10 protein-coding genes are annotated in these 15,909 nt (G+C 43.8%); 6 read left to right on the top strand and 4 right to left on the bottom strand.

Going from position 1 to position 15,909, the window contains the following annotated elements; all coding sequences use genetic code 11:
- Positions 1 to 52: 52 nt before the first annotated feature.
- From araA to AN213_RS09910, 3 genes are read right to left on the bottom strand one after another with little or no spacing between them, the layout of a single operon-like run.
- The gene (gene araA / locus AN213_RS09920; protein ID WP_055198523.1) at positions 53 to 1,552 is read right to left on the bottom strand and encodes an L-arabinose isomerase; all 1,500 of its coding nucleotides are present in this window, start codon (positions 1,550 to 1,552) and stop codon (positions 53 to 55) included.
- Positions 1,553 to 1,575: 23 nt separating this feature from the next.
- Positions 1,576 to 2,271, bottom strand: a complete 696-nt coding sequence (locus AN213_RS09915) for an L-ribulose-5-phosphate 4-epimerase (protein WP_054552270.1) — start codon at positions 2,269 to 2,271, stop codon at positions 1,576 to 1,578.
- Positions 2,268 to 3,920, bottom strand: a complete 1,653-nt coding sequence (locus AN213_RS09910; RefSeq protein WP_055198521.1) for a ribulokinase — start codon at positions 3,918 to 3,920, stop codon at positions 2,268 to 2,270. The genes AN213_RS09915 and AN213_RS09910 overlap by 4 nt, the downstream gene beginning before the upstream one ends.
- Before the next feature lie 231 nt (positions 3,921 to 4,151).
- Here AN213_RS09910 and tal point away from each other — a divergent pair, with 231 nt between their 5' ends.
- Positions 4,152 to 5,105 (top strand): transaldolase, encoded by a 954-nt coding sequence (gene tal / locus AN213_RS09905; protein WP_055198519.1) that lies wholly within the window; start codon positions 4,152 to 4,154, stop codon positions 5,103 to 5,105.
- Positions 5,106 to 5,224: 119 nt separating this feature from the next.
- Here the strand turns inward: tal and tkt are convergent, their stop codons facing one another.
- Complete coding sequence (gene tkt, locus AN213_RS09900) at positions 5,225 to 7,225, bottom strand: transketolase (protein WP_055198517.1); 2,001 nt, start codon at positions 7,223 to 7,225, stop codon at positions 5,225 to 5,227.
- Between the two features lie 354 nt (positions 7,226 to 7,579).
- Between tkt and AN213_RS09895 the strand changes: the two genes are divergently transcribed.
- From AN213_RS09895 to AN213_RS20510, 5 genes are all read left to right on the top strand, one after another.
- The gene (locus tag AN213_RS09895; protein ID WP_055198516.1) at positions 7,580 to 8,467 is read left to right on the top strand and encodes a MipA/OmpV family protein; all 888 of its coding nucleotides are present in this window, start codon (positions 7,580 to 7,582) and stop codon (positions 8,465 to 8,467) included.
- Positions 8,467 to 8,850, top strand: coding sequence for a DUF3019 domain-containing protein (locus AN213_RS09890; protein ID WP_055020608.1), 384 nt, complete (start codon positions 8,467 to 8,469; stop codon positions 8,848 to 8,850). The genes AN213_RS09895 and AN213_RS09890 overlap by 1 nt, the downstream gene beginning before the upstream one ends.
- Entirely contained in the window at positions 8,850 to 9,560 is a 711-nt protein-coding gene (locus AN213_RS09885; protein WP_055020609.1) for a response regulator transcription factor, read from the top strand. The genes AN213_RS09890 and AN213_RS09885 overlap by 1 nt, the downstream gene beginning before the upstream one ends.
- 6 nt (positions 9,561 to 9,566) lie before the next feature.
- Positions 9,567 to 10,751 carry an ATP-binding protein gene (locus tag AN213_RS09880; RefSeq protein ID WP_150114708.1) on the top strand — a complete coding sequence of 395 codons (1,185 nt, stop codon included), beginning with the start codon at positions 9,567 to 9,569 and terminating at the stop codon, positions 10,749 to 10,751.
- 159 nt (positions 10,752 to 10,910) lie between these two features.
- Positions 10,911 to 15,857, top strand: coding sequence for a S8 family serine peptidase (locus AN213_RS20510; protein WP_055198512.1), 4,947 nt, complete (start codon positions 10,911 to 10,913; stop codon positions 15,855 to 15,857).
- Positions 15,858 to 15,909 lie beyond the last annotated feature (52 nt).

The raw sequence follows: 15,909 nt of genomic DNA, 5'->3' as shown, positions 1-15,909 counted from the left end.
TGGGGTGAACGTGCTCACACACAGCACGTTCTAGTACATAAAGTACTAATTCTTACAGGCCACGTTTTAGCATGTAGTAAGCTGCGTTATGACGAAGCTCTGTTTTGAAACCACGGATCGTCGTATCGTTATCGATGATCATAGTTTCAACGCCAGCCATTTCAGCAAAATCGATAATCATATCGGTTGTTACTGCTTGGCTGTATGCAGTGTGGTGTGCACCACCGGCGTGGATCCATGCAGCTGATGCTACAGATAGATTTGGTTTTGGTTCCCAAAGCGCTGAAGCAACAGGTAAGTGAGGTAAATCAGCTGGCGGAGCCACTGTATCTACTTCGTTGATTAGAATACGGAAACGGTTACCCATATCAATTGGTGATACGTTGATTGCAGCACCCGGCTTTGCAGTAAACAATAAACGACCTACATCACATTTCACACCGATAGTGTGCTGGTGAACTTCAAGACGTGGTTTTTGTGCTGCAATTGAAGGACACACTTCTAACATGTGCGCGCCAAGTACTTGGTCAGTCTCACCCATGTTGTAAGTGTAATCTTCCATGAATGAACAACCGCCGTCACGGCCTTCACCCATTACTTTCATGATGCGAACCATAGCAGCTGTTTTCCAGTCACCCTCACCACCGTAACCATAGCCTTTCGACATTAGGCGCTGTGTAGCAAGACCTGGAAGACCAGAAAGACCTGATAAGTCTTCAAAACAGTTAGTGAATGCTTTAAAGCCGCCTTTCTCTAAGAAACGCTCCATACCAAGCTCTAAACGTGCTTCGTTGCGTAGCATTTTCACTGCGTAATCGTCTTGTAGAGTTTCGTCAGCAATTACGTAGTCTTGCTTATAAAGCTCTAACTGTGCATCAACTTCTTCTTCAGTGATAGTATCAACCACTTTAACAAGCTCAGCGACACCAAACGCGTGTACTTCATAACCAAAAGTAATTTGCGCTGAAACTTTGTTACCTTCAGTAACTGCAACTTGACGCATGTTGTCGCCAAAACGCGCAACTTTAAGTGTTTGGCTTTCTGCCCAACCTTTTGCCGCACGACACCAGTCATCTAACTGCTGTTGTACGTCAGCACGTTGCCAGTGACCTGCAACAACTTTACGCTCTTTACGCATTACAGTACCGATGAAACCGAACTCACGGTCACCGTGTGCACTTTGGTGCGTATTCATGTAGTTCATGTTGATGTCAGACCAAGGAAGGGCTGCATTGAACTGAGTGTGAAGGTGTAACCAAGGCTTACGTAATTCGCTTAGGCCAGCAATCCACATTTTCGCAGGTGAGAAAGTGTGCATCCATAAAACTAAACCAACACAGTTAGGATCCGTATTTGCCGCTTGGCAAACAGCGTGAATTTCTTCAGGTGACTTAACGGTAGGCTTACATACCAAGTTTACTGGTAGATTAGCTTCGCTGTTTAAGCCCGCTACAATTGCTTCGCTGTCTTTGGCAACCGTTTCTAACACCTTAGGACCATAAAGATGTTGTGAGCCGGTAACAAACCAGACTTCTTTCGTCATCGTCGTCATGTTAATAATCCTCTAAATTCTTGCTATTTGCTCTGACCGTAATACGCGTTTTTACCGTGCTTACGTAGATAATGTTTATCCATCACTGCTTTTTTAAGTTCAGCTGCGTGTGGATCTAAAGTGCGTGTTAAATACGCCATGCGTGCAATCTCTTCGAGTAGCGCGGCATGGTATACAGACTGAGCGGCATCTTTACCCCACGTGAAAGGCGCATGACCCGCAACAATCACCATAGGTGCAGCTTTCGGATCGCGGTCTTGATACGCATCAGTAATTTGAATACCGGTTTCTAATTCATAATCGCCATTCACTTGCTCATCGGTTAACTCACGAGTACAGGTGATGTCACCGTGTACATAGTCAGCGTGAGTTGTGCCAAGGCAAGGAATGCTTTGTTTTGCTTGCGCCCATGCAGTTGCATAGGTCGAATGCGTGTGTGTTACACCGCCAATTGCATCGAAGTGGCGATATAAATGAACATGCGTTTTAGTGTCAGAAGACGGACGCATAGACCCTTCAACAATGTTGTTTTCAAGGTCGACGATCACCATGTCGTCGGCTTTCATTTGGTCGTACGATACACCACTTGGTTTAATTGCAATCACGCCTTTGTCGCGGTCGATTTGCGATACGTTACCAAAGGTATAAATTACTAAGCCACGACGTTGCAGCTCCATGTTCGCTTCATAGACTTCACGTTTTAGTTCAGTAAAACTCATGCTTTGTCTCCGTTTACATAGCTTGCAAGTGCTTGGTAGTTGGCATAAAGCTCGTCATAAACAGCAACGCGCTCTGGGTTTGGTAAGTACTGATGACATACAGACGACGCCATTACTTTTTGAGCATCTGCTACTGTTGTGTGCTCACCCGCAGCAACCGCAGCCATAATTGCCGCACCCAATGCACAGCTTTGCTCACTTTCTAAAACGTCGATTGGGCAATTCCAAACATCGGCACAGGTTTGCATTACGTAGTCTGATTTTTTAGAAATACCGCCGATAACAACCACTGACTCGATTGGTACGCCTTCGCTACGGAAACGCTCAGTGATAGCACGTGCGCCAAACGCAGTTGCTTCAACAAGTGCTTTGAAGAACTTAGGTGCATCAGTGCCCATTTTTAAGCCTGTTAATGCCATGGCAACGCTTTGGTCAGCATCTGGCGTTCGACGACCATTTACCCAATCAAGCGCAGTTACATCGTTGCTTGTTACAGGCAGTGCTGCCGCTGCTTTTGATAGATCAACTAAGATTGAATCTTCTAGCTTGTTAACTAACGCTTGTTCAGCGTCAGATAGATTTGTAAGTTGGCGAGTTGGCCAAAGTACTAGGTTTTTGAACCATGCGTATAAATCACCAAACGCAGATTGACCGGCTTCTAAGCCAATTAACCCAGGGATTACTGAGCCATCAACTTGACCACAAATACCTTTAACGCAAGTATCACCTAGTTGTTCTTTAGACGTTACTGTGATGTCACACGTTGAAGTACCCATTACTTTAGTTAGAACGCCAGGACGAACATTGGCTGCTACTGCGCCCATGTGACAGTCAAATGCACCGTAACCAATCACGATACCTTGTGGTAAACCTAGCTTCTCGGCCCACTCAGCAGTTAAGTTGCCAGCAACTTGGTCGCTTGGCTCTGTCGTTGCATTTAACGTATCAACAACACCATCTAATAGTGGATCGATATTGCTAAAGAAACTGTTTGGTGGGAAACCGCCCCACTGCTCGTTCCACATTTGTTTGTGGCCCGTTGCACAACGACCTAGCTTTAATGCTTCAGGGTGTGTTGTGCCGCACATTAGCGCGGTCATCCAATCGCAGTGCTCAACCCATGAATATGTGGCTGCTTTAACACTGCTATCAACGCGGAAAATATGTAATGCTTTGGCCCAGTACCATTCAGAAGAGTAGATACCGCCCATGTGTGAAAGGTAGTTCACATCGTTGTTAGTTGCAGCTTCAGTGATTTCATTTGCTTCTTTAATAGACGTATGGTCTTTCCACAAAATGAACATTGCATTTGGGTTTTCTGCAAATTCTTCAGTTAATGCCAGTGGTGTACCTTGGCTATTAATTGCTACAGGTGTTGAGCCTGTCGTATCAAAGCTCATACCCACTACTTTGTCTGCAGTACCTGCTGGAACTTGTGACCAAAGACCATTAACTACTTCTACAAGGCTATCAATATAGTCTTGTGGATGCTGACGAAACTGATCTTTACTTGGGTCACAGTATAAACCTTGTGCCCAGCGCGGGTAGTTTACTAAATGGCTGGCAAGTTCTTCACCAGTCGCAACATCAACGAGTAATGCTCTTACCGAGTCCGACCCGTAGTCTAATCCCAACGTATAACGAGACATAATTACCTTTCACTAATTGCTTACTAACATTGTTAGTCATTATCTTTATTTGTATGATAATATCAACAATACCAGATTGTAAAGGTATTATAAAAATATTATTAACAGGATTATTTGCTGCTGGCGGGCGATTTATTGCGCAGTTCCTCTGGTAGATTAGATTGTTTTTTCAGCACAAATAATAGGTTAAAGCCACTACATTAACTTTTGTATGATAAGAATGGGATAACTATGTCTAGTCAATTAGAACAACTTAAAGCAGTAACAACCGTTGTTGCTGACACGGGTGATTTTGAAGCAATCAACGAATATAAACCGCAAGATGCTACAACAAACCCATCACTAATCTTAAACGCGATTCAAATTGAGAAATATCGCCCACTTGCTGCCGAAGCCGTATCATGGGCAAAAGCACAAAGCAGTGACACAGCAGAAGTTGTAACAAAAGCAGCTGATAAGCTAGCAGTATTAATTGGCTCTAAATTAATGGAGCAAGTGCCAGGTTTAGTTTCAACAGAAGTGGATGCGCGTTTATCATTTGATACTCAAGCAACTGTTGATAAAGCACTTGAGCTTGTTGCTTTATATAAAGAGCAAGGTATCGACACATCGCGCGTGTTAATCAAAATTGCTTCAACATGGGAAGGTATTCAAGCAGCTAAAGTACTTGAAGCACAAGGTATCCGTTGTAACCTAACGCTGGTATTTGCATTTGCTCAAGCACGCGCTTGTGCCGAAGTAGGTGCTTACCTAATTTCACCATTCGTTGGTCGTATTCTTGACTGGTACAAAGCACAAGATGCAAGCGCTGATTTCGAAGGTGCTAACGATCCGGGCGTTAAGTCAGTAACGCATATCTACAATTACTTCAAAAAGCACGGCTACGAAACGATTGTAATGGGCGCAAGCTTCCGTAACATCGGTGAAATCCAAGAATTAGCAGGTTGTGACCGTTTAACTATCAGCCCTAAGTTACTTGCTGAACTAGCTGCAACTGACGCACCATTAACTCAAAAACTATTACCAGCAACAGAAAAAGCAGAAGCGCCAGCTGCAATGACTGAGCAAGCTTTCCGCTGGGAAATGAATGAAGATGCCATGGCTACTGAAAAGCTAAGCCAAGGTATTCGTCAGTTCGCAATTGACCAAGAGAAACTAGAGTCAATCTTAAGCGAATTAGTTTAAACCGATTGTTTAAGCAGCAAAAAGCCCGCAAACCAAATTTTGCGGGCTTTTTTATTGCCTGCCTTTTAGTAAAAGCAGGCTTATCGTGTTGCGATTACGATAATTTTTTACCAGTCACTTTATTCAGCAAGTAATGCGTTTGCTTTTGCAACTAGATTTGCCACTGTGAAACCAAAATGCTCAAGCAATACCGCGCCTGGCGCTGACTCACCAAATGTGTCCATGCCTAGTACATCACCATCTTGGCCAACATACTTGAACCAGAAGTCACGGTGTGCAGCTTCAACAGCAATCTTAGGTGTACCCGCTGGTAGCACGCTTTGACGGTATGCTTTATCTTGGCTATCAAACTGATTCGTTGATGGCATAGATACCACGCGAACTTGCTTGCCTTGTGCTTTTAGCTCAGCAGCAGCATTCACAGCTAACTCTACCTCAGAACCCGTTGCAATAAGGATAAGCTCTGCAGTTTGTTCGCTATCAACAAGTACATAACCCCCTTTTGCAATGTCAGCAACTTGCTGTGCATCACGTGCCATTGCTTTGGTACCCTGACGGCTGAAGATAAGTGAACTTGGGCCTGTCTCTTTTAATAACGATTGACGCCAAGCTACTGCTGTTTCAGTTTCATCACACGGACGCCATGCAGTCATATTTGGTGTCATACGAAGGTTAGCGATTTGCTCGATTGGTTGGTGAGTAGGACCATCTTCACCTTGACCGATTGAGTCATGGGTATACACAAAAATGCTTTGCGCTTTCATTAATGCTGCCATACGTACTGCATTACGTGCGTATTCCATAAACATTAAGAAAGTTGCGCCAAATGGAATGAAGCCACCATGTAATGCAATACCATTCATGATTGCGCTCATACCAAACTCACGTACGCCATAGAATACGTAGTTACCATCAGCTGCATCTTGTAAACCTTTTGCTTCTGGCCATAACGTTAAGTTAGAACCGGCAAGGTCAGCAGAGCCACCCATTAATTCTGGAAGTTGGTTAGCAAAGAAGGTGATCGCGTTTTGTGATGCTTTACGTGTCGCAATGTTTTGCATGTCGGCTTGGCATTTAGCAATGTACTCATCAGCTAATTCAGCGAAGTTAGCTGGTAATGCTTTTTCAAGAACACGACGTGTATATTCTTTTGCAAGTTCAGGATGTGCCTTGCTATAAGCTGCAAACTTTTGCTGCCATGCACCTTCAAGCTCTTGGCCTTTCGCTTGATTATTCCACTCGTTATAAACTTCTTGTGGAACTTCAAATGCTGGATGTGGCCAGTTTAGCTGCTCACGTACAGCTGCGATTTCGTCGTGACCCAGTGGTGCACCGTGACAGTCGTGGCTACCTGATTTATTTGGCGAGCCAAAACCAATCACTGTTTTACAACAGATTAGTGTTGGTTGCGTAGTGTTCCTTTGTGCCGCTTCGATTGCACCCGCAATTGCATTCATATCGTGACCATCAACATCACGGATAACTTGCCAACCGTAAGATTCAAAACGTGCAGGCGTATCGTCGGTGAACCAACCTTCTACTTCACCATCGATAGAGATGCCATTGTCATCCCAAAATGCGATTAGCTTGCCTAGGCCTAATGTACCTGCCAGCGAACATGCTTCGTGCGAGATACCTTCCATTAAACAGCCATCACCCATAAAGCAGTAAGTGAAGTGATCAACAATATCAAACTTTGGCTTATTGAATTGCGCTGCTAAGGTTTTTTCAGCGATTGCCATACCAACTGCGTTAGCAATACCAGAACCTAATGGGCCCGTAGTTGTTTCAACACCCGGAGTATAACCATATTCTGGGTGACCCGGTGTTTTAGAGTGAAGCTGACGGAATTGCTTAATATCTTCGATGCTTACGTCATAACCGCTTAGGTGTAACAATGCATATTGAAGCATTGAACCATGGCCATTTGATAACACAAAGCGGTCACGGTTAGACCAGTCTGGGTTTAATGGGTTATGGCGGTGAAAGTTTTGCCACAATACCGCTGCAATATCAGCCATACCCATAGGCGCACCTGGGTGGCCAGAGTTAGCTTGTTGAACGGCATCGACAGCAAGTATGCGAATAGCATTTGCAGATTGAGAACTAGGCAGAGTCATCTTATTAGCTTCCTGTTAATATTATAATATAAATAATATCGCAAAAACTCACCCAAATAGCAACTTAATAAACCGCCATGCCAGTAATGACGTGTATTTAGGGCCATTTTGTACCGCTAAGCGCAGGTTTTAACACCATTTTATTGTTAATAACTTTTTCTAACTAAAGAAATGACGACACCGCTCAAAATAACCAAATCAAATTAGTGAAATATGCTTATTTATCAAGCAATTTCCTTAACTAATTCAGGTTACAAAAACCAGACCTTGCTACAATTTGGTACATTATTTCATTGTTCAAGCCATTAATAACAACTTAATGTTAACAAGTTTTTTCATTAAGGTTGTTTATTTGTGACTGTTCTAGGTAGTTGCTCACTTGGGCTACGAGTTTTATTTCTAATTAGTGCATTTTGCCTTTCACCAATGGCAAGCAGCACTGACTCTGCTTATTTAGCAGATGAAGGAGTAAGCCTTGGTTTCAGCTTAGGTTATGGTCAACTCGACAACCCAGTTTATAAAAAAGACGACATTCCTCTTTATGCCCTACCGCGTATTGAAGTATTTGCCGGTGACTTTTCATTTGCAAATACTCAGTTTGCTTGGACACCCGTGTGGGGCGATCACTATCAAGTGTCGTTATTCACCCAACTCAATGAAGATGGGCTGTATTTTGCCAAACACTCAGCAGCACTAACTGCAATTAGAACAACCAGTGGCCGCCCTTCAATGACACCGCCACCACCCGGTTCAAGCATTGAAGCACCAGTGGTGATAAAGCGCCGCGGTGATATTACTAAAATATCAAAACGTAAACTGTCGGCCATGAGCGGTATTGAAGCGATTGTTGACTGGAAAAGCTGGCGTTTTAGCGCGTATTGGTCAATGGAGCTCACCAACTATCACAAAGGGTTACAAGGCGCATTATCTGCACAGCGCTTGTTTTTATTTGATCAGCACCTAGTTTTGCTCGGCGCAGAAATACAACATTTAAGTGCTGGTTTAGTGGATTACTACTATGGCAGCGCACAACAAGAGATACGAGCCGGATTTAGCCCTTTTTTAGGTCACTCTAGTCAAAAGTACAATCTAAAAGCCAGTTACCAATATCAGTTTAATCAACAATGGCAATTTATAAGCGATATAAAATACCAGCGCTTATCATCGGGTATTGCCGATAGCCCCCTCGTTGATGACAGCAACTTACTGTCTTTTTATGCTGGCTTTGCATGGAATTACTGATGATGTTGCGTACTAAGCTTTTTTCACTCTTATTCATTTTTAGCCTCGCGTTTGTTAGCAGCACATTCGCACAGGCAGGTTATATCGAGGCAACACCAGAAAACTGTGTAACGGTAGAGCAAGATTGCGTGATGGATGTATCGATTAATTGGTATACCGAAGTCAGCGAAACGGTGTGCATTCGTGTGACTGATCAACAAATTAGGCTGTTCTGCCAAAAGCCAAATCAAGGGCAAAACTTTGCAATCACAGTGCAAAACAATCGCAACATTGTTTTAGAGCTACTGAGCGAGCAACTAGAACCATTAGAAAGCACTGAAATTAGTTTATTCCACCAGCATGTTAAAAAACGCCGACGTGATATCGCATGGAGTATTTTTTGATGAGCCAACATACTATTTTGTACATTGAAGATGATTTAAAACTTGCCCAGCTAGTCTCTAATTATTTAACTGAACATGGCTATACCATTGAGCACTTTGAAAGTGGTTGCCATGCCTGTTATCAAGCAAGCTGCAAAAAGTACGACCTAATTTTGCTTGATATCGGATTAGGATCAGAAGATGGCTTTGAGGTATTTAAAGAACTAAAACAATACCAAGATACACCAATTATTTTTATGACGGCAAGGCAGAGCCAAGTCGATCATATCACTGGCCTTGAGCTAGGCGCCGATGATTACCTAACCAAACCTGTTTCCCCGTCCATTTTATTAGCGCGAATAAATAACACGATTCGTCGCAGCCAAGCTGTTAAACCAACAAGTACCACTCACAACGCGCATAATATTCGCTTTGGCTCGTTGAGTATTAATACAATTCAGCGCGAGGCTTATTTGCATAGCCAGCCACTTGAATTGACCAGTGCAGAGTTCGAAATACTGATCCAATTAGCTCAATCAGCGGGTCAGTTGGTCAGTCGAGACCAATTATTTGATGGTACCATTGGCCGTAAATACGATGGTCAAAGCCGCACTATCGATGGCCGCATTAGCCGCTTACGCAAAAAGCTCGGTGACGAAGCGGTGCCAGCACAAAAAATCGTCACAGTTTGGGGTAAAGGATATATTTTTTCTCCACAAGCGTGGGGTTAATGCAGTTTGTTACGCCTGTTTTGTTATTTGTATTTAACCCTCGCAGTTTGCCTGGGGAGCGCCGCTTGGTTACTAGAAACCTATTTTCCAAGCCCACCAAGTTACAGTACAGAGCAGCAATTAGCAGAGAGTATATTGAGTCTTGCCCCCAATAACCCTGATATTAAACAAACACCTCTGGCGAACTTTTACCTTGGTAAACAATTAAAGGCATCACTTTTAGCAGGTCAGGTAATTAGTGTTAACGATGCCAATAACAAGCTTTACTTTCATAAGCTTGCTGATGATAGACAGACCTTATTAAGCATTGGTCCATACAGCCAACCAGCTGATCAGGGTTATCGGTCTTTAGTGAGCCTTCTGTTTTACTCTAGCCTTGCCTTAGCGGTGGTGATTTTTACAGGCCCACTGCTGTTTGACTTAAATAAACTGCGCAAGGCCAGTAGTAAAATGTCTAATGCTGACTTTACTGCACAAGTGCACTTCACACGTTTTAGCTTGCTAAAAAGCATTGGCGATACCTTTGATAACATGGCATTAGCGCTTCATAACCGTAATCAAAGCCAACGCGAATTGATCAATGCCGTTTCTCATGACTTTTTAACGCCTATATCGCGGGCTAAATTCGCCCTCGAAGCAGTCGTTGATAACAACGCTTATCGGCACAGTGTGTTGCAAGACATTATTGAACTTGAGCTATTAGTCGAAGAGTTTTTAACTTATGCCGAGCTTGAACAATGCGAACCCACCTTGTTAGTAAAAGACTACTGCCCAGACGAGCTATTACAGCCCTGCATTACTAAGTTTCAAAGCTATAGCCCTTTGGCTATTCGCCTTGACTGCGAATTAACAGCCATTTGTGTTGATAAACAAAGCTTTCAACGCTTATTGCAAAACTTACTCGGGAACGCGGTTCGCTTTGCTAAAACGCAAATTCATATCAGGCTTTCACAATGCGAAAGCGGCACTTTGCTAGTGATTGAAGATGATGGCCCAGGGATCCCAGAACACATGCGCGCCAGCCTCATGCAACCATTTTCTAAAACCGCTTCGGTACACCAAACAGGCTATCAAGGTGTTGGGCTTGGCTTATCAATCGTTAAGCAACTATGCCTATGGAATAACGCAAAATTTAGCTTAGATAACGCGCAAATCTTAAGCGGAGCAAGAGCAAGTATTCTGTTTCGATAAGCAGTTTTTCGGTAAAAATGTACCAAGCTGTAACAGTGTGTGCCAATTGTTTACATTTCATTGATGTTATAGTCACAACTCAACACTATCCCTACTGATTACAACCGTTCGCCGCTGCGCGAGCTCATAATTATAATCCTTCGAGGGAAGTTAGATCACATGTTCAATATGAAAAAAGTATCAGTGATGGTCGCATCTGCACTTTACTTAGGTGTAGGTACGTCTGCTGCTGCGCTAAATGACCAAGCATGGCCAGAACAGCCTGCAGGCTATGCGCCAAAGCAAACCGTTAGCAATGAATTTGTGTGGGAAGACAAGGTTAATAACACAGTTAAAAAACAAAACCGCGTTTTCACACCAGAGAAAGATATTAGTGGTATTCAAACTTATATCGTGCAACTGGACGATGCACCTATTTCGACTTACCAAGGAGGTGTTAAAGGGCTTGCGAGCACTAAAGATGTGGTAATGCAGACGCAACAAGCAACAGCGCGCTCAACGCTTAATATGGCGCAGCCTGCGATTGCAACTTACGCTAATCACCTAGCAAGTAAGCGTCAATCAGTTGTTAATGCCGCAATGAGCCAGCAAGGCTTACAGCTAAATGTTGAGCGTACATTCAATGTGACTTTAAACGGTTTCACCACCCAAATGACACAAGATGAAGCGAAGCGCCTTGCTAAAGTGGCTGGTGTTAAGAAGATCACTCGCTCAAAAATCTACAGCCTAAATACTTTTAATACCATTGAGCAAACTGGTGCTTCTGCACTTTGGAGCGCAAGTGCTAGTAACCCTAGCAGCAACAAAGGTGAAGGCACGGTTGTAGGTATCATTGATACGGGTATCAACACTGATCACCCATCATTCGCAGCTGTAGGTGGCGATGGTTACACTCACACCAACCCACTAGGCGACAAGTACCTGGGTGACTGTGCAACCGCTGAATTTGCTGATCTATGTAACGACAAGCTAATTGGTGTGTACTCATACCCTGAGATCACCGCAGCCTATGTTGATACTGTATTTGAAGAGACTCGCCCAGAAAATGGTGAAGACTATCATAGCCATGGTTCACACGTTGCAGGTACAGCAGCAGGTAATATCCTTTACGATATTCCTTACAAACTGACTGAGTATGAAAACCAATCATCTGGTTTAGAAACCAATGTAACTTTCCCGCAAGTATCAGGTATGGCGCCACACGCTAATATCATTTCATACCAAGTATGTTGGCCTGGTGGTTCAGGTGACCCTTATGCAGGCTGTCCAACAAGCGCTATCTTAGCAGCCGTTGAACAAGCAGCGATTGATAATGTTGACGTACTGAATGCTTCATTAGGTGGCCTTGAAGAAGACCCATGGAGCGACCCAATTGAGCAAGCGTTCATGAATGCGGCCGAAACCGGTGTATTTGTGGCGGTAGCGGCAGGTAACAGCGGCCCTGAATATTCAACAGCTGACCACTCTTCACCTTGGGTAACCACAGTTGCAGCTCATACGCCTTCAACTAAAGTCAATTTTGGTAACAAACAACTTAAAAACCTAACTGGTGGCGATACTGCAGCGCCAGGACCATTTGCTGGTGCAGGTGTTAACTTTAACGAGCTAACAGGTTTAATCGTTGCCGCAACTGACTTTGAAAATCCAAATGAAAGCTCAAGCTATGCACTTGCCAACTGTGACAAGCCATTCCCTGAAGGGACATTTGATTTAGTGGATGACCCAGCAACCGCTATCGACGAAAGTGCACAAGATGTGATTGTCGTATGTAAACGTAGTTCTTACCCGCTGTACTCTAAATCGCTAAACGTAGAGGCAGGCGGTGCAGAAGGTTTAATTATTTATAACCATGTATCATTTTACGATCGCTACACGATTCCTTCAGTGACTTACCCTATCCCTACCATTCACATTAAAAACGTCGATGGTACGAGCTTACTTGACTGGCTAAGCACAGGCGACAGCCACATGGGTACCATTGAAGCAACCGAAGGCACCGTAGATACTGTAGATAAAGACCGCATTGCTTACTTCTCTGGCCGTGGTCCATCATACTTTGGCTTTGACACCTTACTTGTAGACCTTGCTGCTCCGGGTGTTGATATCTATGCGCCATCATCAGACGATCAACCATTTACTAGCAACCCAGCGACTTCAGACTGGCAATCTATGTCTGGTACATCAATGGCAAGCCCACACGTTGCGGGTGCAGCAGCATTGTTAAAACAATCTCATCCTGATTGGACACCAATGCAAATTCAATCAGCATTAATGTTAACTGCAAACAACCAACTTGGTATGGCTCGCTATTTAGATAATTATGCTGATGATGGCTTTGATGCGGCACTTGCTGAAATGGGTTCAGGTAAAATGCAAGTTGAACGTGCTGATAAAGCGGGCCTATTGCTTGATGAAAGCATTGCGAACATGAGTGCAGCCAACCCAAGCCTTGGTGGCCGTGAAAAAGCACTAAACACAGCTTACATGGTAGATAATGACTGCGGCTTTAAGTGTACGTTTATCAGGACCTTCACGGCAACTGAAGATGCAAGCTGGACGCTACACACTGAAAGCTGGATTGGAAATAGTACGATTAGTGTTGAGCCAGCGCAATTTGATATTAAAGCGGGCGAAACTCAAAGCATTGTTGTCACTGTAGAAGCACATCAAAATGCAACACCACAAGAAACGGTTGACTACACAGGTAACCAAGGTCAATTAATTCTAACGTCTAGCAATCCTGAATCGCCAGTACTTGAAATGCCTGTATGGACCTACGTTGGCGATACAGGTTTACCTGAATTTATTAAGGTTGATGCACACCGCCGCTCTGCGACGATGAAAGTCGGTCCATTTAATACTTCTGAAATTAGTAATCTAACAACACAATCGTACGGCTTAGTAAAAGGCCAAGTTGAAACAGTACACCTATTCAACGACACCACACCAGGCGACCCATTCGATAGCGTAGAGGTTGAAGGTGAAGACGAAGCTGTGAACAACAACCACATTCAGTGGACGACAGTGCCTGAAGACGCAAAAATGTTCAGCGCAAGCATTATGAATGAGCAGTCTCGCGTATTGGTCTTTATGGGTAAAGATAATAATGGTGATGGCATCGCGTCTTTTGAAGAAACGCTATGTATGTCAACTAGCTACACCCTAACTAACTTCTGTAACATTGTTGATCCTGAAGCGGGTGAATATTTTACCTTATACATGAGTCTACAGACTCTATCGTATGGCGAAGTTGATGAAGGTATTGAAGTCTCATTTGCGACAGCGGTGACCACTGAAGACAATGGCTCACTCACTGTAACAGGACCAAACAGCGTACCGGGTTATGACGAACTGGAGCTTGACCTTGCTTATAACCTACCTGATATGGAAATTGGCGATATTTACTTCGGCGGCTTTGATATTGGTAGCAACCCTGAAGATGCAGGCAATCTTGGTTTTGTGCCAGTGATCATCGAGCAAGTTGATAAAGACGTGACCTTTACGGCCAACAAAAACAAAGCTTATGTAGGTGACTTAGTTGACTTCGAAATCAGCGTTATTGCTAATAACGAAAATGAAGCGCGTCAATTTGCACTAAACACTGAGTTCCCTGCGGGCGTAGACATTGTTCCTGACAGCATTGTCGCATCTAACTCAACGCCAGTAACACCAATGCTAGATAGTAACGCTCTAGCACTAGTTGGTGTTCAAGAGACGACTAAAAATGTTGAGCGTAATTATAACATTACCACCAACATCACAGACGAAATGTGTTCATTAACATCGGCGCATTCACCAGATCCTCACTACCTAGAACTACGTGAGCTTGGCTGGCGTACACTAGAAGGTGTTGAAGGTCGTTACTACAACGAGTTTGAGTACACATTTAAAGAAATCATGAACACCAACCTTGATGTGTCATTCCCATTCTTTAACAAGTACCACTTTGACTCAATTAAACTTAACCCAGCTGGCTTAGTCACATTTGGTTCGCAAGGTCGTACAACGCCATTCCACGTTGAACTGCCAGAAGGTTACACTCAGCCGCCACCGCCGCCTTACCTAATCGCACCATTCTGGGTTGGTGACAACATGATCCCAGAGCGTGTTGATGGTGGTTACGGTAACTATGACGCCAACGCAGGTATCACACCAACTTACACGGTATCGCGTGAGTGGTTAGTACTTGAGTGGGATAATATCCAGCGTTCTAGAACTGAAGGCCAATCAGTTGATGTTGAAATGTTCATGCGTATGGGCATTGACTATGAGCCAGGTGAATACGAGCTACTATTTGCTTACGACAACCTAAGCTTGGTTGATGCACAAGGTTCTATCGGCTTGAAAGCTGCTGACGGCCGTGGCTTTATCAGTGGTGATATTCCTATCGATTTAAACATCGGTAACAAGTACGGCTTCGACAATATGGACGAAGTACTACACGACAAACTGGTTGTGTGTCTTGACTACACAGGCCCTGAAATATCTAAGTTTGACGTGAAATTCCAAGCGTACATTGGTGAGCAAGCGGCGAATCAAACGCATCAACTATCACTTACAAATGGTTTAGTTGGCGCAGATGATGAAACCATCACCCTTGATCTTGAAGTTATCGGTAACCTAGAAATGGCAGCCTTAACTGATATGTCGGTGGCAGAGAACGAAACGATTAGTTTTGACGTGCTTTATGCTGACGAAAACCAAGTGAGCAACCAAATCGACGTGTTAGGTGAAAACTTCACTTATGAAGTATCTGGTCACACATCAGGTAGCACCGTGACTATCACGCCAGCGGCGCACTTCCATGGTGATATTGATGTAACAGTAAAAGTTAGCGACAGCGTTAACCCAACTGATGCAGCAACTAGCTCATTTGTATTATCGGTGATGTCTGATGGTGAAGAGCTTGGCTGTACTGACAGCTCAGCAACTAACTATGATGAAAGCGCCAATACTGACGATGGTAGCTGTACTTTCCCTGAGACAGTGATTCCAGAGACTGAGGTTGAAAAAGACAAGAAATCATCAAGCGGTTCATTCGGCTGGTTATTACTAGCTGTTGCACCACTGATGGCACTTCGTCGTAAAAAATCTCGAATTAACTAAGGATTAGTTAATTAGGATAGTTAAGAGTAATGCCGATATGCTTAGCATATCG

Origin of the sequence: Pseudoalteromonas sp. P1-8 (assembly GCF_001399985.1) — a bacterium.
Classification (GTDB): Bacteria; Pseudomonadota; Gammaproteobacteria; order Enterobacterales; family Alteromonadaceae; genus Pseudoalteromonas.
The sequence above is the reverse complement of the archived record's forward strand: the minus strand, read 5'-3'. Positions and strand labels throughout refer to the sequence as shown.

Coding starts and splice junctions, on each gene's coding strand:
- araA (WP_055198523.1), bottom strand. CDS start 1,552: ATGACGACGATGACGAAAGAAGTCTGGTTTGTTACCGGCTCACAACAT.
- AN213_RS09915 (WP_054552270.1), bottom strand. CDS start 2,271: ATGAGTTTTACTGAACTAAAACGTGAAGTCTATGAAGCGAACATGGAG.
- AN213_RS09910 (WP_055198521.1), bottom strand. CDS start 3,920: ATGTCTCGTTATACGTTGGGATTAGACTACGGGTCGGACTCGGTAAGA.
- tal (WP_055198519.1), top strand. CDS start 4,152: ATGTCTAGTCAATTAGAACAACTTAAAGCAGTAACAACCGTTGTTGCT.
- tkt (WP_055198517.1), bottom strand. CDS start 7,225: ATGACTCTGCCTAGTTCTCAATCTGCAAATGCTATTCGCATACTTGCT.
- AN213_RS09890 (WP_055020608.1), top strand. CDS start 8,467: ATGATGTTGCGTACTAAGCTTTTTTCACTCTTATTCATTTTTAGCCTC.
- AN213_RS09885 (WP_055020609.1), top strand. CDS start 8,850: ATGAGCCAACATACTATTTTGTACATTGAAGATGATTTAAAACTTGCC.
- AN213_RS20510 (WP_055198512.1), top strand. CDS start 10,911: ATGTTCAATATGAAAAAAGTATCAGTGATGGTCGCATCTGCACTTTAC.